Origin of the sequence: Geobacillus sp. WSUCF-018B (assembly GCF_002809985.1) — a bacterium.
Taxonomy (GTDB): Bacteria; Bacillota; Bacilli; order Bacillales; family Anoxybacillaceae; genus Geobacillus; species Geobacillus thermophilus.
This window is the reverse complement of record NZ_PIJF01000017.1, coordinates 19,950-42,503: the sequence shown is the minus strand read 5'-3', so window position 1 is coordinate 42,503 and position 22,554 is coordinate 19,950. Positions and strand designations below refer to the sequence as shown.

Sequence of the window (22,554 nt, the reverse complement as noted above, 5' to 3'; positions counted from 1 at the left end):
CACCAAACCCTTCATCCTTTTTTCTCGGTGTTTTTCTCGTACAACAATTTTAAGCCTGTCAGCGTCAAAAACGGATCCACGACATCGATCACGTCCGATTCGCCGGCAATGAGAGGCGCAAGGCCGCCAGTGGCGATGACTTTCGGCGGAACTTTGCTTTTCGCCTTCATGCGCGACACGATGCCTTCCACTTGTCCAACATATCCGTATAAAATGCCGGCCTGCATGGCGCTGACTGTATTTTTGCCGATGATATCGTCCGGACGGGCGATTTCAATGCGCGGCAATTTTGCTGCCCGCGCAAACAGCGCCTCCGTCGAAATCATAATTCCCGGGGCAATAGCCCCTCCCATATATTGTTTATGTTCGTTAATATAACAATACGTCGTCGCCGTGCCAAAATCGACAATAATGAGCGGGCTGCCGTACAAATGGATGCCCGCGACCGCATTGACGATCCGGTCGGCGCCCACTTCGCGCGGATTATCGTATTTAATGTCCAGCCCGGTTTTAATGCCCGGTCCGACAACGAGCGGCTTTACGTGGAAATATTTTAAGCACATGCGTTCAAGGGCAAACATAATCGGCGGCACAACCGAAGAAATGATGATGCCGCGGATGTCGGAAAACTGCAAGCCGACATGGCTCAAGAGCGCCTTGATGGTCATGCCATACTCGTCTTCCGTTTTCGCCCGGCTCGTCTCGATGCGCCAATGGTGTTTTAATTCATCGCCGTCATAAACCCCCAACACGGTATTGGTGTTGCCGACGTCCAACACAAAAATCATGGCCTCATTCCCCACTTTTCTTCAATAAGTTCCTTTCTCTATCATATCATACTTGACTTTCCCGCGGAAAAAAACAGCGCCAACCTACGGGGCCGCGGCTAAAAAAAAGATGCCTCTGAATAGAGACATCGATTACTCCTCTTTCTTTTGAATATTGATTTTCACGTCGATGTCGCCCTTGCCTGCTTCATCGCGGCCTTTGCGGTCGGGCGGCAGCGTGCCGTGCTCAAATAAATGTTTAATTTGTTCCGCATCAAGCGTTTCGACTTCCAACAACGTTGTGGCGATTAGATCCAGTTTGTCACGGTGCTGCGTTAAAATCTGCTTCGCCTTTTCGTAGCACTCTTTAATGATGCGCTGGATTTCCAAGTCAATTTCGTAAGCAATTTTATCGCTGTAATTTTGCTCATTATGCAAGTCGCGTCCTAAAAACACTTGCCCGCTCGGTTGGCCGAATTGCAGCGGACCAAGCTTTTCGCTCATGCCGAACTCCATCACCATCCGGCGCGCGATGTTTGTCGCCCGCTGAAAATCGTTGTGGGCCCCCGTGCTCACTTCGTTGAACACGATTTCCTCGGCGACGCGCCCGCCGAGCAGGCCGGTGATTTTATCCATTAATTCGGCTTTCGTCATAAAGTACCGGTCTTCTTTCGGCAGCATGACCGCATAGCCTCCGGCTTGGCCGCGCGGAACGATCGTCACTTTATGCACCATTTCCGCGTCGGCAAGCACCATGCCGATGACCGTATGCCCAGCTTCGTGAAACGCGACGATCCGCCGCTCTTTTTCCGAAATGACGCGGCTTTTTTTCGCCGGTCCGGCAATGACGCGGTCGGTCGCCTCGTCGATGTCGCTCATGTCGATTTTCTTTTTGTTGCGGCGCGCTGCAACGAGCGCCGCCTCGTTCAACAAGTTTTCCAAATCGGCGCCGGAAAATCCCGGCGTGCGCATGGCGATCGCCTTCAAATCAACCGACTCATCGAGCGGCTTGTTGCGGGCATGCACGCGCAACACCGCTTCGCGCCCTTTCACATCCGGCCGGTCGACGGTAATCTGCCGGTCGAAGCGGCCCGGGCGCAACAGCGCCGGGTCTAAAATGTCCGGCCGGTTTGTTGCCGCAATAATGATGATGCCTTCATTGCCGTTAAAACCGTCCATTTCCACAAGCAGCTGGTTGAGCGTCTGCTCCCTCTCATCATGGCCGCCGCCAAGGCCGGCGCCGCGCTGGCGGCCGACGGCGTCAATCTCGTCGATGAAAATGATGCACGGTGCGTTCTTTTTCGCTGTTTCAAACAAGTCGCGCACGCGCGAAGCGCCAACCCCAACGAACATTTCTACGAAATCCGACCCGCTGATCGAGAAAAACGGCACGCCCGCTTCCCCGGCAACCGCGCGCGCCAACAACGTTTTCCCGGTCCCCGGCGGCCCGACAAGCAACACCCCTTTTGGAATGCGGGCGCCGAGTTCGGCGAATTTGCGCGGATCTTTCAAAAACTCAACAATTTCCACGAGCTCTTCTTTTTCCTCGTCCGCTCCAGCCACATCGCGAAAACGGACCTTCCGCTTGTCATCCGTATACAGCCGCGCCCGGCTTTTGCCGAAATTCATCACCCGGCTGCCGCCGCCTTGCGCCTGATTCAACAGAAAGAAAAACAAAATAAACATAATCACAAACGGAATGATGGAAGTGAAAAACGTCACCCATCCGCTCGTTTCATCCGCAGGCACAACTTCCACCCGCGTCCGTGCCGCCGCTGCATCAATGCGGTCCAGCACTTTGTCGCTGTTCATGACATAAGCGGAAAAATACTGACCTTCATTGTATGTTTTCAATCGGCCTTTGATTTCATATACGCCGCGCTCCGGCTTAATGGAAAACGACTCAACGTCCCCGTTTTCCAGATGAGTGATAAACGCATCGTACGTCATCGGCTCAGTCCGCTGGTTCGTGCCGTTAAAAAAGCTGACGACGCCGATCACGACGAGGAAAATCAGCAAATAAAAGATGGTGTTGCGGAAAATCCGGTTCATTTCTTGCCTCCTCCCATATGAAACACACTATACTCAATACTAGCATAGAAATTTGCTTAAATACAAACAATTCGGCCGGTGCACGACAATCGCTTCACTTTTGGTACACTTCTGGCTTTAAGACGCCGATAAACGGGAGGTTGCGGTATTTTTCAGCATAATCGAGGCCATAGCCGACAACGAATTCGTCGGGGACGGTAAATCCAGTGTAATCAGCCTGAATATCCGCCTTCCGGCCCGACGGCTTGTCAAGGAGGGTGACGATTTTAATCGAATTCGCTTTCCGGTAGCGGAACAAATCCACCAAATAACTGAGCGTCAACCCGCTGTCGATAATGTCTTCAATGATCAAAATGTCGCGGCCCTCAACCGATGTATTTAAGTCTTTGACAATTTTCACTTCACCGGATGAAACAGTCGCATTGCCGTAGCTTGACACATCCATAAAATCCATTTCCAAGTATGTATCGATATGTTTGAGCAAATCGGCCATAAACGGCATCGCCCCTTTGAGGACGCCGACGGCGAGCGGAAAACGCCCCTCATACTCTTTCGTCAACAAGCCGCCGAGTTCTTTGACTTTCGCCTGAATTTCCTCCTCAGTGATCAACACTTTTTGAATATCGTCTTTCATTCCCATCTTTTTTCCTCCTAGCTGTTCATCGCCTCATAATGGAGCAGGATATAACGGGCTTGCCCGCGGTCTTCGGCTTCAAAAGCCGATTTTTTCAGCCCGGGCACCCAGAGAATGCGGCCGTCGGCATCTTCGACGATCGGCCAGCCATCCCTTTCCGTCCGCGGAACTTTGGCTTCAATGAAAATCTCTTTAATTTTTTTCGTGCCTCCCGTCCCTTTCAGCACCATCCGGTCGCCCTCGCGGCGCGTCCGCACGCGAAGCGGAAGGGACACCGCATCGGGGTCAACCACAAACGAATCGTTTCCCAGCCGTCCCTTCGGATAGTGTTCCCTAAATTCACTCACGATTGCACCACCGGTTGGGAGGGGCAATAGCGCTGGAACCGGCAAGTCAAGCTGATAGCTTGGAGCGCCGCTTTGGACGCCAAACGTAAACAAACAGCGGTCATACGAGCGGATCGCTTTGAGCCCTTTTGGCAAATCAATTTGTCCGGAAGGGCGGGCGCGTTCGCAAAGCATCAGTATATGACCGATATGTACAAAAGTCAACGCCGCCGGAACGGCGTCGTAAAGGCGAAGCAGCAAAAGCTGCAACACCCGACGCTGCAACGGCCGAGGCAATGCGAGAAACGGGCGGAGATGCAACACAACTTCATTATATTGTTTTTCCATTACTTTATTCAGCGCGTCGATTGCCAATTCCTCCAAGAACTGCTCATCTTCCGCCATCATTTCACTATATTGTTGAAATCGCTCATGCAAGCGCGGATTTTCCTGTTTCAGCAACGGAATAATATAGCGGCGGAACCGGTTGCGCGTGTAGTCGTCTTTTTCGTTGCTTGGATCGCGGCGCGGGGCGAGCCCTGCCTTTTCGCAATACTCCTCGATATCCGCCCGGCTGACGGCTAAAAACGGGCGGATGAGATACCCGCCGTGAAACGGCCGCTTGACGGGGATACCGGCATATCCTTTTCCTGTGCTGCCGCGCACAAGCCGCATTAAAATCGTCTCGACTTGGTCATCGCCGTGATGGCCGACAGCGACATACTGGGCTTGATGTTTTTTCACCAGTTCGGCAAAAAAGCGGTATCGACAGTTGCGCGCCGCCTCTTGGGCGCCAAGGCCCGTGCGGCGCTGGAAAGCGGGAACGTCGATTTGCGCCGTCTCACATAAAATACGGTGTTCGGCGCAAAAATGTTTCACAAACTCCATCTCCTCTTCCGATTCCCGCCCGCGAAACATATGGTCGACATGGGCCGCTACAAGGCGAAGCTTCCACTCATCGCGAAGCGAAAGAAACACGTGCAGCAGAGCAAGCGAGTCGGGGCCCCCGGAAACGCCGACAATGACTGTCGCCCCTTTTGAAAGCAGTCCGTGCCTGTCAATAAAGGCGCGCACTTTATCCATCATCGCCGAAACCCTCTTTACCCTCTTTTAGCTTCATCGTAACACGACCGCCCCATTTTCTCAAAACTTCCGTTTCTTTATTTTACTAGGTTACATCGACAGATGCCAGTATATATAAAAACCGTACGCGCCAAGCAGCAAGACAGCGATCAGCACCGTTTCGGCAATCCTGCCCGTTTTGCGGCGCTTGGCGGCCCGCCGCCCCGACCGGCGGTTCGGTGCGGCCGCTGCTGTCTTGACCTCATAGTGTGCCGCCACGCGGCGGGAAGAGGCAGCCAATAAGTCGCGGCGCATGTCCTCGGCCTTCGCATACCGGCCGTCAAGCGCATTTTGCAAAACTTCTTTATATTGGGCTAAAAAACGATCCGTTTCAATGATGGACAAAAGTTGCGCCCTCCCGTTCCCTTTTTTCTCGAGCGGCCCCGGATAACAGGCGGCAATCATCACCATCGCCGCCGCAAACAAATCGTACGACGGCTCTGCTTTGCGCGACCCGAGCCCCCAATAGCCGCGGTCATACAGCTCGGTAAACTCTTTGATCGCCCGCCCCTGCATCGTCGTCCCCCCGACATCCAACAGTCGGACGGACGGCGGCGGCCCGGTGACGATCAAATTGTCCGGCTTCAAATCACCGAATACCCATCCTTCTTCATGAAGCCGTCCGAGCACAGACAAAAGCTGCATAAGCAGCACCGGCGCCCATTCTTTTCCGCGCCGGCGGACGAAAGCGGAGAACTGCTCCCCTTCAATGTACTCCATGGCATAAAACGGAACCACCCTCCGGGCAAACGGGCTTTGCCAATCATCGGCTTCCAGCAAAGAAGGCCCGAGGGCGGCTCCCTGGACCTTGGCAAAACGGCGCAATATATTCATTTCCGAGGCTAGCGACGCATAGTCGTCGCTCAGTTTCAGCGCAACGCGGCGGCGGCCGCTCTCCGCCAGATAGACGACGCCGTTCGCCCCGCTGCCGAGCCGACGCAGCAACCGGTACGAATGGCCGTGCCATTTGCCAGTGATGACCGTGCCGGGCGGAAGATTACCAAGACGATCCTTCGATGTATGGCTCATCGCCATCATGAATCCAACTCCTTAGCGACCGATTGCGGCCGAAATAGGCCATCGCTTCACGCAACGCCGGTCCGGTCGGCGTCAGCCCGCCTGATGAAAGCTTTGGAAAGATGGTGGACAGCTCTTCAATTTTCGGCGTCCAATCCATCATTTTCTCAGCGTAATTCCGTTTGCCCGGGAAAATAAACACAGAAAAGCGATTTTCGCCCATGCGCGCGTTTAAACTGAGCGACAAGTCAAGGAGCGCCTCTTTGACCATCGGCAGTTTCGTCTTCATGCTTCCGCTCGTATCGATTAAGATGAGCACATCAAGTGCGGCCGTTTCCCCAAGTTCATCGACGACTTCCATCACTTGGCCGCGCTTGTCCGGCGGCAAGTCCTCAAGCGAAACGTCAGAACCAAAGATTTGTTTCAACTCGCGATTGACGAGCCCTTGCAGCGTCTGCGTCATCGCCTGGCGCGTCACCATTTGCACCGTCTGCGACAGCTGTTTCGCGTACACGATTTGGCTCATGCCGCCGCCGGCGGCAGCGATCGCTTCAATTTCCCGCCGTCCGTTTTCGTCAATCGTGTCTTGATCCAACACGCCGATCACGTTCACTGTAATGCCTTGTTCGCGAGCCAATGCCGCCATCGCAGCCGGGTCCTCGCCATGGTTTGAGCAGCCGTCCGTAATCAACAAAATTTGCCGCAACGTTCCCTTCCGCATGTTCGTTCCCCTCCTTGGCGAATAAGTATTACCATCATCGCCGCCAGGGAACATTTTTATACGCGCATTACTGCGCCTTTTTCATATACATATACGCGGGAATCGTCGCCCATTTTGGCGTGTTGTGCCGCACTTTCGCGACAACGACCGTCATATCGTCTTCAATTTCCCCGCCGCATTGGCGGATCACTTCTTCCATGATCAAATCGGCGACTTCCTGCGGGTCGTTCGTTTTTAACTCTTGAATTTTTCGCTTCATCCATACATCATGGTTCTCTACGTTCATCGGCCCTTCAAACACCCCATCGCTCATCATGATGAGCAAGTCGCCCGATTTTAACTGTTCGCTGACGACATCAAATTCGACCTCTTTAAGGATCCCCATCGGCAAGTTGCTCGCCTCTACCTTGATCACTTTGTTGCCCCGCTTGATGAAACTCGGCGTCGACCCGATTTTCAAAAACTTTGTCGCGGCGTTTTGCAAGTCGATGATGGCCAAATCGAGCGTCGCATACATGTCCTCTGTCGTCCGCAGCGCCAGGATCGAATTGATCGATTTAATGGCAATCGATTCGTCCATCCCTGTCTGCAAAATTTTTTGCAGCAGGCGCAGCGTCTCGCGGCTTTCGTAGTGCGCCCGTTCGCCGTTGCCCATGCCGTCGCTGATGGCAACCGCATATTTGCCGGTGCCGAGCTCAATCGTCGCATAGCTGTCGCCGGAAATGAGCTCGCCCCCTTTAGCCGCAAACGCGACTCCCGTTTCCACGACAAACGCTTTGGTTGAACCAAAGGCAACACGGCAGTAGCCGTTCGGGTAAGCGGCGCACTCTTCACGCTTGACAACAATTGTTTCTCCTAAAATGTCCGACAGCATCGGCGCGATCAGTTTTTCGCACTCGCCGCGCCCCTCGCAATACGGAATGCTCATTTCAATATCGATATTTCCCTTTTCCAAACTGTAAATATCGACGTGGCCGATTTCGATGCCAAACTCTTGCAAAGCGTGGTAAATTTGCTCTTCCTGCAAATAATGGTTTTCCTGTTCCTTTTGCATTTCTTTGGCGAAATCGTCCATCACCTGGGAAACGCCCAGCAACTGCTCGGCGACGAGTTTTCGGCTTTCATAAATTTGCTGTTTGAGTTTGCGATTCGCCTGATAAATGACCATCTCCTTTTCCATCGCGTCAACGACTTTGCCTGCTTTTACGCAATGGCGCTCCCATTCGCGCAGCAGCTGATGGTTGTGCGCCAATGTTTTTTCTTCGGCTTCATGCATCATTCGCTTCATATACGCATAGGTTGTACTAAAGTTTGTCACCCAGCACTGGGCCTTTTTGAAACACGTTTGGCACGTTTGCTCCGTAATATCGCCAAGAAAGTAGTCTTCTTCGCGCTCCTGATGTTCACTGTCATCTGACAATGGTTCGGGTGAAAAACTTTCTGCCAATGCTTGGAAGACGTTCGAAAACTGTGAAACGCGCTGGGCGGTCACGTCGCGAATTTTGCGGACGTATTGTTGCTGCTCATTGATATATTCGGCCGTACCCGGAATGTATTTGGCGATTTTCTCTGTCAAGGAGCGGGCCGTGAACAAAAACAGCACAATGGCGATGCCTGATTCAAGCAACGTCGGCACAAGCTCCGCCTTTCCATTCCCGTATAAACCCATTAACAACGTCGCGACGATAAGCCCGAACGCGACCCCAAGCTTTCGCCCTTCTTTAAGCAGCCCACCGAGCAGCCCGGCGAAGGCAAGCAAGCTCATTTCCGACAAGTTGCCGACGTTCGCTAAGCTCAAAATGAGGCCGGTGACCACTCCGACAGTCGAACCGGTCGCCGCCCCGGCGACAAATGCGAACAGCAGCACGAGATAACGCGACATCACATGCTCAAGCGACAAGCCATACGCCGACCAACCGATCATCCCTGTCAACATCGAGGCAAGCAAAATAATCAATGAAATGATTTCCTCAGCCCGCAAGGCATGTTTGTGTTTCCGGACCGTCAGCAAAGGGATGCTTTGCATAAAAATCAGTGTAAGCACAAGCGAAAGCCCGGCTTCGACAACCGCCATGGCCGTCCCGTAAACCGTCCGCTCCCCGACCCAGTAGTAGGAGATCAGCCATTTCGCTGCCAATGAGACCGCAAAGACGACGAACGGGACGATTTTTAACGATTCGCTGATCACCCTGCGCACCCATCCGTAAATAAAGAGAAAGCCGAAAATGGAAACGCCGACAAACAGCAAAACATCGAACGACAGTGTCAACGCGCCGGCCATTAGGGCAATCAAAGCAAAGGCCGCCTTGTCACGGCGCAACATATAGACGGAAACGAAAAACGGCAGCGCAAACGGGGTCAGCTTCGCCAAAATGAGTGCTCGTCCAAGCAAAAAGCCGACGAGAAGAAGCAAAAATCCTTGATGGACGAACAAGTGGCCAAGGCGCAGCTTCACATGGCGTATCCAACGCGATACGGTTGCTTGCGTGTCATGAATCGGCACTTCCGAAATGCGGCGCACCGTCCCTCTTTCTACTCTTTCCATTCCCGATCCTCTCCTTTGCTTTTCTATTACCCCCTATTATATATTTGAAATTGCCAAAAATTTGTCAAAATAACGGAGAAAAATAAAAAATCGTTCGACGTTTTTCCCGACAATGTGCAGGCAACGTTTTTGTTCCGACAGAAGCAGACAAAAACGAAAAACGAGCATGTCGCTTCATGGCGCATGCTCGTTCGTCAATGATGATGACCCGTACGGGATTCGAACCCGTGTTACCGCCGTGAAAGGGCGGTGTCTTAACCACTTGACCAACGGGCCATATTGAATTTTGGTGGCGGTGGAGGGGATCGAACCCCCGACCTCACGGGTATGAACCGTACGCTCTAGCCAGCTGAGCTACACCGCCGTGTGGCAACAGTTAATATAATACTGGAGCCCATACCGATTGTCAATATGTATCGTTCAGGAAAATACACCCTTTCTTTCGCCAAACCCAACAAAGAAGCATCCATGACCATGGATGCTTTGTTGTCCCCCTATTCGTCATCTTTCCGGCATTCATTCAGCAGCAAGTTACCCGCGTCTCGCTCCACGACCTCCCCGCTTCGATTCGGTATGGCGGCGCAGCGACGCCAATCGGTCTTCACTCTCTTTCAGGAAACGGCTGATTTTTTGCTCTAAGCTGTCAGCCGCAGAGCGGTCGTGCGCCCGGCGCGGCCGCTGCGAAGAAGGCGTATCCTTTGCTTTGCGAATGGACAAGCCGATCTTTCCGTCTTGGCCGACGTTAATGACTTTTACATACACCGTGTCGCCGACTTTCAAATGGTCGTTGATATCTTTGACGTAGTTATCGGCTACCTCGCTGATATGAACGAGTCCTGTCACACCTTCCGGCAGCTCCACAAACGCCCCGAATTTCGTAATGCCTGTGACTTTGCCTTGTAACTTGCTGCCTACTTCAATCGACATAAAAAAAGTGCTCCTCCTTAAAACGCTTTAAAGATGGTGTTGCTTTCATTATAGCGAATAAAAAAAATAAGTGTCAATATGACGAATGCCCGTATTGAACGGGCATTGGAGGGATTTGTTACTTTTCGGGCAACACAAAAATAATTTCCCCATCCTTTGACAAATAATATTTTTTTCGCGCCAGCTCAGCGATGTAGTCATCATCATGCAGCCTTTTCATTTCCTCTTTCAGCTGCTTTTCCTGGCGTTCCAGTTCCGCAAGCTGTTTGGTCAACCTTTCTTTTTCCGCCCTTTTCGCGTCAACCGTCTTTGCCTGCAGGTGCAAAGCATAGACAAGGACGGAGGCGACCACGGCCAACAGCAACGACCAAAAGGCAAAACGGATGGCCAAAATTCGCCGTCTTCGCGACGCCCTCCGCTGTTTCTCCTCCTGCTCGGCCGCATACGTCGATGCCAGCTTCGTCACGTTTGTTCTCCTGGGCATGTTCATTGCCTTTGCACCTCTTTTACTTTCGCCATTTCGCAAGCCACATGCCTATTTTCTCTTGTGTATTCTTGATTTGTCCAGCAAATCCCTTCAAACGGCGAAAAAATTTTTCCACCCAAGCCCGGCGGGACGGCGGAATCCGCCGCCAAACGGCGATGCCCGTCCAACGAAACGGGGCAAACAGAAGAACAACGGCTTTCCAAACCGCAAGCAACAAAAATCGTCCCGTCCATATCACAAGCCGCCAAGCAAACAAAAGAAGCGCAAGCGCCATTTGCCCGAGAAGAACGAGCGGGCGGATCACGATGTAACGGAACAGCTGGGCGATGATGTTCCCGGTTCTGACCGCCAGCTGAATGAGCCATTCCAGCACCCGAACGTACAACGAACGGAGCAGGCTTTGATAGGCGGCATAGCCGCACAACAGCGCCAAAAACAGATAAAAGCGAAGCTCGCCATTGTTGACGAGCAGCAACACATAAAATACGAGAAGCGCCTGCACCGCCCAAAACAGTACATCGTTCACGAAAACGAGCCAGTGCGCCCGTTCACGCCGGTTGAGAAACCGATTGTACGTGTCCAGCGCCATGCCGAGCCAGCCCCCCATGCCAATCATCGCGAGCATGGTGAGGAACTGTGTGGTGATGGTCATTTGAACAACTTGCTAAAGAATCCTTTAGCCTTCTCCTGATGATCGTCTAAGTAAACAAGGTCAAAAATGCGCCCTTTAATCGAAACGACGCCTTTGTCGACATCTAAGTTTTTCATTTGCAAATTCTGCCCGCGGATCGCCAAAAAACCCATGACCGTCTCAAGCAAAAACTCCTCATTGTCAAAGCTTTCCACTTGTTTGACCCCGGTAATGTCAAGGAGGCGCCGGCCGCGCATGATCACGTCGTGTTCTTGGACCGGGCCTTTGTTCGTGTTTCCGCCAAATTCCTCATGTCGGTTCATGTTCATCCCCCGCATTTCCGATTTAGAATGAAAGCCGGCTAGGCCGCCCGTTGTTTCTCATCTGCTGTCTGTACCATATGTATGTCAGCGGGGGATCGTTTAGAACAAGCCTTAAGGACAAAGTGAACCCCCACCGCCTGCGCTTCGCTTAGAGGCGGGGGCTTCCAGCGCCTTGTGCGTGCTCCGCTGAACGGCAGCCCTGCACAGGAATCCTTGACGCTTCCCTTCGTTCCGAAGGAGCCCGTTCGAACAAGAACCGAATGATATTCAATTGGCGATTGCCGGCCGAAATTCACTTCCCCCTATTCACTAGGCTTCGCCCTTCGCGCTCCCTGAGATAGGAGACGTCTTTCGGAAATCCGTTAAACGCCGCCTTGATCCGGATCAGGGGCCGTCCGTTCCTCGCGAACGAGCTCGTACATTTCGGCTGCCTCTTCTTTTTTCACCGTTTCTTTTACGCTAGTCACTTTTACCGTTACCCGTTTTTGCCCGAACTGAATCGTCAGTTCATCGCCGATTTTTACATCTGAACTTGCCTTCGCGACGTGGCCGTTGATCCACACCCGGCCTTGGTCGGCGACTTCTTTTGCCAATGTGCGGCGTTTAATGAGGCGGGATACTTTTAAAAATTTATCAAGGCGCATGCCCTTTCCCCCTTACTGTTCGTTTTCTTTTGCTTCTTCCCAAAAGCGGTCGAGCTCAGCGAGCGAGAACGATGTGATCGGTCGGCCGCTTTTTCGCACTTGCTCCTCAATGTAGGCGAAGCGGCGGGCGAATTTGTCGTTCGCCATCTGCAATGCTTCTTCGGGCTGAATATCATAATAGCGGGCAAGGTTGATAAGCGCAAACAATACGTCGCCGAACTCGCTGACGAGCGCCGCGCGGCGGCCGCCCGACGCTTCAGCCCGGAACTCCGCCATTTCTTCCTCTACCTTTTCCCAAATGGGAGCGGCATCGTCCCAGTCAAAGCCGACGTTTGCTGCTTTTTTCTGCAGCTCATACGCCCGCATCGTCCCCGGCAGGCTTTTTGGAACATCCGCTAAAATCGACGCTGGCCGGCCGGTCCCTTTTTCCTTCTCCTTAATTTTTTCCCAGTTCGCTGTAACTTGCTCAGCTGTTTCAGCCGTTGCATCGCCAAATACGTGCGGATGGCGGCGAATCATCTTCGCGGTCAATGTCCGGATGACGTCATCAATCGAAAACATCCCACGGTCAGCGCCGATCTGGGCATGGAGCATCACTTGCAGCAGCACGTCACCGAGCTCTTCGACCATATGGTCATCGTCATCATCGTCAATGGCTTCAAGCAACTCATACGCCTCTTCAAGCAAGTACCGCTTCAGCGACGCATGCGTCTGCTTCCGGTCCCACGGGCAGCCGTGCGGCCCTCTCAACGTCGCGATGACGCGGCGCAACGTTTCAAACCGATGGTATAGCAGCGGCTCATCCTTGACCGGCGGCACATAGACGCTCGTTAAATTGTCAAGCGCCGCCTGACGGTCCAATTCATAGAGCGGCACTTGCTTCACTTGTTCGCTCTTCGTCCCGGCCGCGGTCACAATATAGACCGGATAGTCGTCCGGAAGCTGTTCCATCAGCGACAGTTTCACATTTGAAGCGACGAACGGGTCGTACACTTGGCAAAAGACAGCATGCAGCGATGGCGACCATTCGTCCCCTTGGAAAGCGGTCGCATCCAACAGCTGAAACCCCTCGATTGGATCAATGCGCACCGCTGTAAACAACGCATCTAAAAAGCTTTGCCCGCCCTCGATGACCACCCGGCAATCGCCGCGTTGCTCCGCTTCCAACAACAGCTGCACCGTCCGTTCGGCGACAAGCGGATGGCCAGGGACAGCGTAAAACACATCCCCGTGTTTTGCCTGCTCGATGAGAGTGCCGGCAATTTCTTCATATACATCAGCAAATTGCTCATGTTTTTCGTAAACATCATCAAACGATGTAAACGCGATGCCCTCTTCTTGAAGCCCTTCGGCCGCCGGATGCTCCTTCGTCCGCAAAAAAAGTGGATGCGCCTTTTTTAGCTTTCGATACACGCCGACCGTCAGCTGCTCCACATCCCCGGCGCCAAGGCCGAAAATATAAATCGTATTCACCGCTGATCACCTGCTTCCTAATCGTAAATGAAATTTGTGAACGAACGGGAGAGCGGACAACTCTTGTTCGGAAAATACACTCCCCCTCACGATGCATGCGATATAGACAGCCGCGCCGAGAACGACGCCGCCAAGCGCCTCGGCGGACGCCCATAGGCGTCCCCCGCCTGAAGCGTCCATTAACCATGTATACAACTTCAGCACCGCCATCATGGCGACAGCCGCCTTCACAATTGGATATATGCATACTCGGGCGCGCGCTGACCGGCATTCACGCGGCAAACGCACGTATAAGAAGCCTGCCATAAGCGCATAAGCCCCTGTTGTCGCCAAGGCGGCGCCAAGGGCGCCGAACGACGGCACAAGCCAGCGCATAAGGACGATTTTCCCTGCCAAAGCCGCCGCCACGCCGGCCGCCGCTGTCCACTCTTTCCCCATTCCTTGCAATAAAGCGGAGGCAGTCAACGCCATCGTCGCAAAAAAGACAGAAGCGGACAAGACGGCAAGGACCAACGAACCGCGGTCGTTTTCAAACAGCATGGTGTTGATCGGGCGAATGAGGCAAATGAGCCCCGATGAAGCGCCGACGCCGATGACCGCGGCGAACCGGATCGGCAGCATGCTGTGCAGAAAGGACAGCTCCCGCCCGCGCCGCATGCCGGAAACGAACGGAACAAGCGCCAATGAAAGCGATGTGCCGACAGCCGTGCCAAGCTGAATCAGCGGCTGGCCGCGGTCGTACACCCCTTTCAACTCTTTCACCTCATTCAACTCCAGCCCGGTTTCTTGGAGAAGCGGGACGAACAAAAACGAGTCGACGAGCGGAACAAGCGTCAACACCATGTTGGTGAAACAAATGACCGTTCCAACTGTAAGCAAATGCCATCCCGCCTGTCGCACCGAGCCGGGCGGCGTACGCCCGGCCGGTTTTTGCCGTCCGCGCCGGACCAGATAAAAGAGCAAGATGAGAAGCGCGGCCGCCATGCCCGCCAACGTCCCGCCGACCGCAGCCATGCCGCACGCATAGGCGTCAGCGCCGCGCTTGATCGCCCAATAAGACAACCCTAAAATCGCCGTCACACGCACCGTCTGCTCGCCGACTTGGGACACTGCCGTCGGCGCCATGTCATGGCGCCCTTGAAAAACGCCGCGCAACACCGCAATGAGCGGAAAGAATAAGCATGAAAATGAAAGCACCCGCACCAACCCTTCAAGCTGCCTGTCGCCCATCCATGACGAAATGGCGCCGGCTCCTATATATAACACGGCAAACAGCACCGCTCCCGCCCCGCCCAACAGCAGCAGCGCGATGCGGCCGACAGCGGCCGCGCCCGCCTCGTCCCGCGCCGCCAGCCGCTCAGCGATGAGCTTCGAAATGGCAACCGGGTAACCGGTCAGCGACAGCGCGACAACGATTCCATAAATGGGGTAAACTTGTTGGTAAATATAAAAACCGACATCCCCGACCATATTTTGATACGGGATGCGGTAGAGCGCGCTTAACAGCTTCGTAAGCAAAGTGGCAGCAGTCAAGGCAGCTGCACCTTTCCATACGTTTCCCATGCCTCTTCTCCTCCCGTTGTATGGCGCCAGATGGCGAACAGTCCATCAAGAGCACTGGCCGCGCAAACCGTCAACATTACCGCAACAAACGGCTACGCTCGATATTATAGCGCAATGCAGGCGATGAGACAAAAGCGGGAGCCGCCCATCGGCCATGGCCTCAGTCCAGCGGAACGGGAGCGAACCAACCAACATAGCAACCCCATTGCAGACAAAGCAGAAAGGAAAAGATCCCGACCTTCTCCCATCAACGATAAATGTGCGGCCCGATCAAAAAGGGTGTCCCGATCTTTTGGGACACCCTCTTTTTGCGTTCCATTTATTGTTCCATTTGCCGGGCCAAAAAGCTGGCCGCTGTTTCCACTGCTTTATGTTCAACTTCGCCGAGCGTTTTCTCGCGCGATAAAATGATGACGGCTCCAATCGGATCGCCGTTGGCCACAATCGGGCCGATCGTATACGACTTCAACGTTTCCGTCATCCCGTCGACCAGCTCGACCTCGCCCTCCTCCGTATGGAGAACGGAGTTGCGATCTTCCATGGCTCTCTCCACTAACGGGCTGACGCTTTTGTTCATGTATTCTTTTTTCGAAACACCGGCAACGGCAATAAATACGTCGCGGTCGCAAATGAGCACCGGCTGTCCGAGGCTGTCAAACAGCGCCTCGGCGTACTCCTTGGCAAAGTCGCCGAGCTCACTGATCGGCGAATATTTTTTCAAAATGACCTCTCCATCGCGATCGACAAATATTTCGAGCGGATCTCCTTCGCGAATGCGTAATGTTCTGCGAATTTCCTTCGGAATCACAACCCTGCCTAAGTCGTCAATCCGACGAACAATACCGGTTGCTTTCATGCCTTGTATACCCTCACTTTCATCTAGGATTTGAAGGATACTCCGATGAATCCTGTTGTAATGGGGAATTCACCATTGTTGTCATTAGTATCCTTCACAATCCACGTTCTATGCACGATGAAAGTGATTTTGGCCATTTTAGATAAAATTGCCCATCCTTCACTATCGCCACATCAGCAAAACCGTAAACGTATAAAATGAACATAACGCCTCATTTTTTCTTTATAGCTAGGCGATGATCGACTTTTCGTTTTTCACTCCGGACAATTCCCTCAACGTCTCATATAAAATCGCCAGCCACTCGTGCGCTTTCATTTGCTTAATGTAAAGCACAATTTTCAGCTTCACCCCCTCCATGCCAAACCCAAACAGGCGCCCGTACTGGCGGCCGACGCCGGACAAGCGCTGAATCTCCACCGTTTTCGACGCTTCTTCAGTGAATAGAATGTCAACTTGCTGCTTATGTTGCTTAATCGATTCAACACCGAGCTGTTTCGCCAGCGCTTTGATCTCGGCAATCTGCAGCAAATAGGCGACGGCATCCGGATAATCGCCGAAGCGGTCCACCATCTCTTCGCGCAGCGCTTCAACATCTTCGAGCGTCTCGACCGCTTTAAACCGCTTGTACATCTCGATTTTTTGCAGCCCATCGGAAATGTAGGCATCCGGAATGTAGGCGTCGACTTCCACGTCGATCGTCACTTCCGGCCGCTCGTCTTCCCGTTTCAAGCCGCGCCGTTTTTCGATCGCCTCTTTCAACATTTGCGAATATAAGTCAAATCCGACCGAGTCGATAAAGCCGTGCTGTTCAGCGCCGAGAATATTGCCGGCGCCACGGATCGACAAGTCACGCATGGCGATTTTAAAGCCGGAGCCAAGCTCGGTGAACTCTTTAATGGCTTGCAGCCGTTTTTCCGCCGTTTCATTCAGCACTTTGTCTTTCCGGTAGGTGAAATACGCGTAGGCAACGCGGTTCGAACGGCCGACGCGCCCGCGCAGCTGGTACAGCTGCGACAGCCCCATCCGGTCGGCATCGTACACGATGAGTGTATTGACGTTTGGAATATCGACGCCTGTCTCAATAATCGTCGTCGTCACGAGCACGTCATATTGTCCTTCCAAAAACGCTAAAATCGTTGATTCAAGTTCGGTTTCTGACATCCGCCCGTGCGCGAACGTGACGCGTGCTTCCGGGACAAGCTGGGCGATTTCTTCCGCTTTCAAGTCGATGTCTTCAATATGGTTGTAGAGGAAAAACACTTGCCCATCGCGGGCGAGCTCACGTTCAATCGCCTCTTTGACAAGCTCCGGCGTATATTCCATGACATACGTCTGCACCGGGAACCGGTTTTCCGGCGGCGTCTCGATGATCGATAAATCGCGCACGCCGATCATCGACATATGAAGCGTCCGCGGAATCGGCGTCGCCGTTAAGGTGAGCACGTCGATATTCGCTTTCAGCTGCTTGATTTTTTCTTTATGCGCCACGCCAAACCGCTGCTCCTCGTCGATGATGAGCAACCCTAAATCCTTAAACTTGACATCCTTCGACAGCAGCCGGTGCGTGCCAATGACCATATCGATTGTGCCGTCTTTCAACCCTTTGATCGTCTCCGCCTGCTGTTTTTTCGTGCGGAACCGGTTGAGCAGCCCGACGTTAATCGGAAATCCTTGAAACCGCTCACGCACCGTTTCGTAATGCTGCTGAGCCAAAATCGTCGTCGGCACAAGAAAAGCGACTTGCTTGCCGTCCATAATGGCTTTAAACGCCGCGCGCAGCGCCACTTCCGTTTTCCCGTAGCCGACATCGCCGCAAAGGAGGCGGTCCATCGGCTTTTCGCTTTCCATATCGCGCTTAATTTCTTCAATCGACCGGAGCTGGTCTTCCGTCTCTTGATACGGAAACGCGGCCTCAAATTCGCGCTGCATTTCCGTGTCCGGCGAAAACGCGTACCCCTTGCTCGCCTCGCGCTCGGCATACAACTTGATCAAATCTTCCGCGATATCTTGAACAGACGATTCCACTTTCTTTTTGACTTTTTTCCATTCCGAGCCGCCAAGCTTATAAATTTTCGGCTCTTTTCCTTCCGAACCGACGTACTTTTGCACTTGATCCATTTGGTCGACCGGGACGTACAGCGTGTCGCCGCCTTGATATTGGATATGGATGTAGTCTCTATGCACTCCATTGATTTCTAACGTCTCGATGCCTAAATATTTTCCGATGCCGTGGTTGACATGGACGACGTAATCGCCGACTTGCAGTTCAGCGTAGCTTTTGATCCGCTCGGCGTTGGACAGCTTTTGCCGGCGCACCGGGCGTTTCGCTCGCTTCTTAAACAGTTCCTCTTCCGTAATGACAGCCAGCTTTTGCAGCGGCAGCTCAAATCCTGTATTTAAATCGCCTTCGAGAAGTTGGCATTTGCCGTAAAGCAGTGCGGCCTCAGGCGGAAGCGGCGCTGCATCGACCCCATAATCTTCCAAAACTGACTGCAGCCTTTTTGCCCGTTCGGCATCCGGCGCCAAAAAGACGACGGCGTAATTCGCTTTCTTCCAACGCTCGACTTCAGACTGGAGAAGCGCCATTTGTCCGTGGAAGTTTTGCATTTGCTTGCACGTAATATTGACGACATTTTGCGGATGGGTATAAGGCGCATGGCGCAAAAACAAGGACAAATAGACCCGCTGGAATCGATGTTTTTGCAACAATTCAGAAAATGAGTGCGAAATGGGCACATCATGAATGATTTTCCCGCTGTCAAGCAGGCTTGTATACCAATCCGCTTCTTCGCGGTCGAGCCGCTCCGCCGTCTCCTGCAACCGGCTCATTTCATCCATCAGCAGCACGCCGTCTTCCGGCATATAATCTAGCAAACTTGAAACGTTCTCATAGAAAAGGGACATATATTTATATTGTTGCTCGATTTCCCGGCCCTCGCGCAACTGTTCCAATTCGGCATGGATCTGTTCGTACATCCGCTGCTTGGCGGCGTCATCCTTCATTTTTTCGAGGCTGGCCGCCAAACCGGCTTCAATTCGTTCAATCCCCCGCTGCCGCGTCCCCTCGTCGAGAATGATTTCGTCGGCTGGGCCGATGGCGATGCTCTCTACTTGCCCGTGCGAGCGCTGATCATCGGGGGTGAACGTGCGAATCGATTCGATTTCCGTATCAAACAGCTCGATCCGGTACGGGAGCTCGGCCGTGAGCGGATAAATATCCACGATGCCGCCGCGGATGCTGAACTCCCCAGGGGCGGAAACAGTTGCCACCCGCTTGTATCCCATTTGGACAAACCGCTGTTTATACTGCTCGAGATCCAGCTCTTGTCCAACCGTGAACGTGAACAAATACTGTTTCCAAAGCGATGGCGGCGGCAGCAAGCGCCGCAGGCCGGCGACCGGACAGACGACGATCCCCTTCCCGCCTTGCACCCAATGGTTCATAATTTCGAGGCGTTGTGCCTTCAGCTCCGGACTGGCGACTGCCATTTCGGCGGCGATCACTTCATCGACGGAATACAGAAACACCTCGTCCGGACCGAGCAGCGAAACGAGGTCATCATACATTTTTTGCGCCTGAAACAAGTTGTAAGCCACTACGAGCAACGGGCGTCCCGTTTCCTTATAAAGCGTGGAAACAAAAACAGACCGGGCCGACCCCGACAGCCCGGCGACAAGCTGTTCTTTCAGGCGGGCGTGGATTCCTTCTATGATGGTGCGAACATCTTGGTTCTCAGCTAAATAGCGATGCAATGAAAGCACCCCTATTCTCCCTCCTCTCAATGCTAGTTTCTTTCTCTTTCCGCGTTCAGCCAAAACATAAAAATGCTTTGGTCGCCCAAAGCTGCGCCTAATGGATAAATTTTTCGTATTGATGCCACTCCGGATTTCGCGCCAACGCTTCTTGACAGTCTTCGCAAATGGTTTTGACGTGAATATCCCCGTTCGGCTCGTACGAAATCATATCAAGCCGTTCCTCTTCCGTTAAATGGTGGAATCCGAGCTTTTCGCTATAGACGGATACCTGGTCAATAGTTCCGACTTTGGCGCCGCAATGGCGGCAATAGTAATGCAATGCCATCGAAGCAAACCTCCTCACTGGGCTGTTCCGTCCGCAGGGCGGATGGAGCCGGCGCCCCATGCCTTCCGTACTCACATTGTGCACCAGTTTGGAGGAAAATATTCACTTGTTAAACTCGTTCATCACCTGGGTAAACGGCGCCGCCACCGCCTGTTCGCACGCATCGGCAGCCCGCAAAACCGCTTCAGCGACCGCCGGCTTCTCCTCCTCCGTAAAACGGCTGAGCACATAATCCGCCACCGGCTGCCCGCCGGCCGGCCGGCCGATGCCGATGCGAATGCGCTTAAACTGCTCGGTGCCGAGGTGATGGATAAGCGATTTGACACCGTTGTGACCGCCGGAGCTCCCTTTCAAGCGAAGGCGGATTTTTCCTGGCGGAAGATCGAGGTCATCGTAAATGACAATGACATCTTCAATGGCGATGCCATAGTAATCGATGAGCGGGCGAACACATTCCCCTGATAAATTCATATATGTCAACGGTTTGCATAATGCCACTTTTTCGCCGAAAACGGACGCCGTTCCGAACAGGCCGCGGAACTTGCCGGTTTTCAACGAAACGTCCCAACGTTTGGCCAGCTCATCAATGACGAAAAAACCGATGTTGTGCCGCGTTTGCTCGTATTCCTTGCCCGGATTTCCAAGCCCGACAAACAGCTTCAATCGTTGCACCCCTCTCTATGCATGATACTACAAAAGACGTAACCGAAACGGTTACGTCTGTCACTTTTCTGGCGTCGTCTCTCTTCCTTCCTCGGCATCAGGCTGCCCCGGCTCTTGCTGCTCGCCGCTATGGATTTCCTCTTCCTGCTGCGGCGGCAAGATCGTCGCAATCACTTCGGAAGGTTCATGGTTAATTTCAAATTTTCCATCTGTCTGCACATCGCCAACCGTGACGGTATCGCCGACTTGCAAACCGGAGATGTCCACTTCAATCGCTGGCGGAATGTTCGCCGGCAAGACGCGGATCGACAACTCATGCAAGTTTTGCTGCAACACGCCGCCGTCTTTTACCCCCGGCGCTTCGCCCACCAATCGGACTTCTACGTCAATATCGACTTCTGTCGACATGTCGACCGCTTGAAAATCAGCGTGAAGGAGCTCGCCGCGCAGCGGATCGCGCTGCAGCTCGCGCAAGAGCACCGAATAGTCGTCGCCGCCGACTTTCAACGTTATCAAGCTCGTGCGCCCACCTTCACGAAGCGCCTTCTCCAGTTCAGCAGCGCTGACAAAAATCATTTTGTTTTCGACTTTTTTGCCGTACAAAATCGCTGGAATGCCCCCTTGCGAACGAATACGGCGCAATGTCGAATGTTTTTTGTCTGTGCGTTCTTTCGCTTCCAACACAATCGCCATGTTTCCTCACCTTCCTGAATTAGAATCTATTGTCTACTTTATCCTAAAACAAGAAGGGCTAAACATGCTTTATGTCAGTCGAACAGGACGCTGACAGACTTCATTTCATACACGCGCGTAATCGCTTCAGCAATGAGCGGCGCCACCGACAGCTCTACAATTTTATCAATTTTCTTTTCTTCTGGCAAGGCAATCGAATTGGTGACGACAAGCTCTTTAATTTTAGACCCTTGAATGCGCTCGATCGCCGGGCCGGACAGCACCGGATGTGTACAGCACGCGTACACTTCCTTCGCCCCATGTTCAACAAGAGCGTTCGCCGCGAGCGTAATCGTGCCGGCCGTGTCGATAATGTCGTCAATCAAAATGGCCGTTTTCCCGCTCACTTGCCCAATAATGTTCATCACTTCCACCGCGTTCGGGCGCGGCCGGCGTTTGTCGATGATCGCCAATGGCGCTTTCAGACGGTCGGCGAGTTTGCGCGCCCGCGTTACGCCGCCGTGATCCGGGGACACAACGACAATGTCATCCAACTGTTTGCTTTTAAAATAATCAGCCAAAATCGGCACGCCCATTAGATGATCGATCGGGATATCAAAAAACCCTTGGATTTGCGGGGCATGCAAATCAAGCGTAATGACGCGCGACGCCCCGGCCGTCTCAAGCAAGTTCGCCACCAGCTTGGCCGTGATCGGCTCGCGCGCCCGCGCTTTCCGGTCTTGGCGGGCATAGCCGTAATACGGGATGACGATATTGATCGTGCGCGCGGACGCCCGCTTTAACGCATCGATCATAATGAGCAGCTCCATTAAATGCTCATTGACCGGGACGCTCGTCGATTGAATGACAAATACATGGTCGCCGCGGATGCTTTCCTCAATGTTAATTTGGATCTCCCCGTCGCTAAAGCGGGAAACGGAACATTTGCCAAGCTCGATCCCCATGACTTCCGCAATTTCTTTCGCTAGCCTCATGTTCGAGTTAAGGGCGAACAACTTTAGTTGGTGCTGGCATTCAGACATGATAAAC

General features: G+C 53.1%; 20 protein-coding genes and 2 tRNA genes. All 22 read right to left on the bottom strand.

Annotated elements, in window-relative coordinates; translation table 11 throughout:
- Positions 1 to 11 precede the first annotated feature (11 nt).
- Positions 12 to 788, bottom strand: a complete 777-nt coding sequence (locus tag CV944_RS07280; RefSeq protein ID WP_033009019.1) for a type III pantothenate kinase — start codon at positions 786 to 788, stop codon at positions 12 to 14.
- Positions 789 to 920: 132 nt separating this feature from the next.
- Positions 921 to 2,819 carry an ATP-dependent zinc metalloprotease FtsH gene (gene ftsH, locus CV944_RS07275; protein WP_100659375.1) on the bottom strand — a complete coding sequence of 633 codons (1,899 nt, stop codon included), beginning with the start codon at positions 2,817 to 2,819 and terminating at the stop codon, positions 921 to 923.
- 94 nt (positions 2,820 to 2,913) lie between these two features.
- Entirely contained in the window at positions 2,914 to 3,459 is a 546-nt protein-coding gene (gene hpt, locus CV944_RS07270; RefSeq protein WP_012820458.1) for a hypoxanthine phosphoribosyltransferase, read from the bottom strand.
- Between the two features lie 11 nt (positions 3,460 to 3,470).
- Positions 3,471 to 4,865, bottom strand: a complete 1,395-nt coding sequence (tilS, locus tag CV944_RS07265) for a tRNA lysidine(34) synthetase TilS (protein WP_033008967.1) — start codon at positions 4,863 to 4,865, stop codon at positions 3,471 to 3,473.
- 87 nt (positions 4,866 to 4,952) lie between these two features.
- Entirely contained in the window at positions 4,953 to 5,936 is a 984-nt protein-coding gene (locus CV944_RS07260; protein WP_033009022.1) for a protein kinase domain-containing protein, read from the bottom strand.
- Positions 5,899 to 6,693 carry a vWA domain-containing protein gene (locus CV944_RS07255; protein WP_080706498.1) on the bottom strand — a complete coding sequence of 265 codons (795 nt, stop codon included), beginning with the start codon at positions 6,691 to 6,693 and terminating at the stop codon, positions 5,899 to 5,901. Before CV944_RS07255 ends, CV944_RS07260 begins: the two co-directional genes overlap by 38 nt.
- Positions 6,694 to 6,706: 13 nt before the next feature.
- Positions 6,707 to 9,184 carry a stage II sporulation protein E gene (gene spoIIE / locus CV944_RS07250; RefSeq protein WP_100659374.1) on the bottom strand — a complete coding sequence of 826 codons (2,478 nt, stop codon included), beginning with the start codon at positions 9,182 to 9,184 and terminating at the stop codon, positions 6,707 to 6,709.
- A 204-nt stretch (positions 9,185 to 9,388) separates the two neighbouring features.
- A tRNA-Glu gene (locus CV944_RS07245) sits at positions 9,389 to 9,460 on the bottom strand.
- Between the two features lie 11 nt (positions 9,461 to 9,471).
- Positions 9,472 to 9,548, bottom strand: a tRNA-Met gene (locus tag CV944_RS07240).
- A gap of 167 nt (positions 9,549 to 9,715) precedes the next feature.
- Positions 9,716 to 10,111, bottom strand: a complete 396-nt coding sequence (locus CV944_RS07235) for a S1 domain-containing RNA-binding protein (protein ID WP_033008971.1) — start codon at positions 10,109 to 10,111, stop codon at positions 9,716 to 9,718.
- Positions 10,112 to 10,229: 118 nt separating this feature from the next.
- Positions 10,230 to 10,601 carry an FtsB family cell division protein gene (locus tag CV944_RS07230; protein WP_033008972.1) on the bottom strand — a complete coding sequence of 124 codons (372 nt, stop codon included), beginning with the start codon at positions 10,599 to 10,601 and terminating at the stop codon, positions 10,230 to 10,232.
- A gap of 16 nt (positions 10,602 to 10,617) precedes the next feature.
- Positions 10,618 to 11,250, bottom strand: a complete 633-nt coding sequence (yabQ, locus tag CV944_RS07225; RefSeq protein WP_033008975.1) for a spore cortex biosynthesis protein YabQ — start codon at positions 11,248 to 11,250, stop codon at positions 10,618 to 10,620.
- Positions 11,247 to 11,552: a sporulation protein YabP gene (yabP, locus tag CV944_RS07220; RefSeq protein ID WP_033008977.1), complete on the bottom strand. Its 306-nt coding sequence runs from the start codon at positions 11,550 to 11,552 to the stop codon at positions 11,247 to 11,249. The genes yabQ and yabP overlap by 4 nt, the downstream gene beginning before the upstream one ends.
- Before the next feature lie 362 nt (positions 11,553 to 11,914).
- Positions 11,915 to 12,196 carry an RNA-binding S4 domain-containing protein gene (locus CV944_RS07215; protein WP_033008978.1) on the bottom strand — a complete coding sequence of 94 codons (282 nt, stop codon included), beginning with the start codon at positions 12,194 to 12,196 and terminating at the stop codon, positions 11,915 to 11,917.
- A gap of 12 nt (positions 12,197 to 12,208) precedes the next feature.
- The gene (gene yabN, locus CV944_RS07210; protein ID WP_033008979.1) at positions 12,209 to 13,669 is read right to left on the bottom strand and encodes a bifunctional methyltransferase/pyrophosphohydrolase YabN; all 1,461 of its coding nucleotides are present in this window, start codon (positions 13,667 to 13,669) and stop codon (positions 12,209 to 12,211) included.
- Between the two features lie 6 nt (positions 13,670 to 13,675).
- Complete coding sequence (locus tag CV944_RS07205) at positions 13,676 to 15,232, bottom strand: putative polysaccharide biosynthesis protein (RefSeq protein ID WP_094239412.1); 1,557 nt, start codon at positions 15,230 to 15,232, stop codon at positions 13,676 to 13,678.
- Between the two features lie 319 nt (positions 15,233 to 15,551).
- Positions 15,552 to 16,088, bottom strand: coding sequence for a stage V sporulation protein T (gene spoVT, locus CV944_RS07200; RefSeq protein WP_033014196.1), 537 nt, complete (start codon positions 16,086 to 16,088; stop codon positions 15,552 to 15,554).
- Between the two features lie 228 nt (positions 16,089 to 16,316).
- Positions 16,317 to 19,850, bottom strand: a complete 3,534-nt coding sequence (mfd, locus tag CV944_RS07195) for a transcription-repair coupling factor (protein ID WP_100659373.1) — start codon at positions 19,848 to 19,850, stop codon at positions 16,317 to 16,319.
- Positions 19,851 to 19,938: 88 nt separating this feature from the next.
- Complete coding sequence (gene fin / locus CV944_RS07190) at positions 19,939 to 20,169, bottom strand: anti-sigma-F factor Fin (RefSeq protein WP_033008984.1); 231 nt, start codon at positions 20,167 to 20,169, stop codon at positions 19,939 to 19,941.
- A 102-nt stretch (positions 20,170 to 20,271) separates the two neighbouring features.
- The gene (gene pth, locus CV944_RS07185) at positions 20,272 to 20,832 is read right to left on the bottom strand and encodes an aminoacyl-tRNA hydrolase (protein WP_100659372.1); all 561 of its coding nucleotides are present in this window, start codon (positions 20,830 to 20,832) and stop codon (positions 20,272 to 20,274) included.
- 60 nt (positions 20,833 to 20,892) lie between these two features.
- The gene (locus CV944_RS07180; protein ID WP_033008987.1) at positions 20,893 to 21,525 is read right to left on the bottom strand and encodes a 50S ribosomal protein L25/general stress protein Ctc; all 633 of its coding nucleotides are present in this window, start codon (positions 21,523 to 21,525) and stop codon (positions 20,893 to 20,895) included.
- Positions 21,526 to 21,599: 74 nt separating this feature from the next.
- Entirely contained in the window at positions 21,600 to 22,547 is a 948-nt protein-coding gene (locus tag CV944_RS07175) for a ribose-phosphate diphosphokinase (protein WP_044746529.1), read from the bottom strand.
- Positions 22,548 to 22,554: the final 7 nt, after the last annotated feature.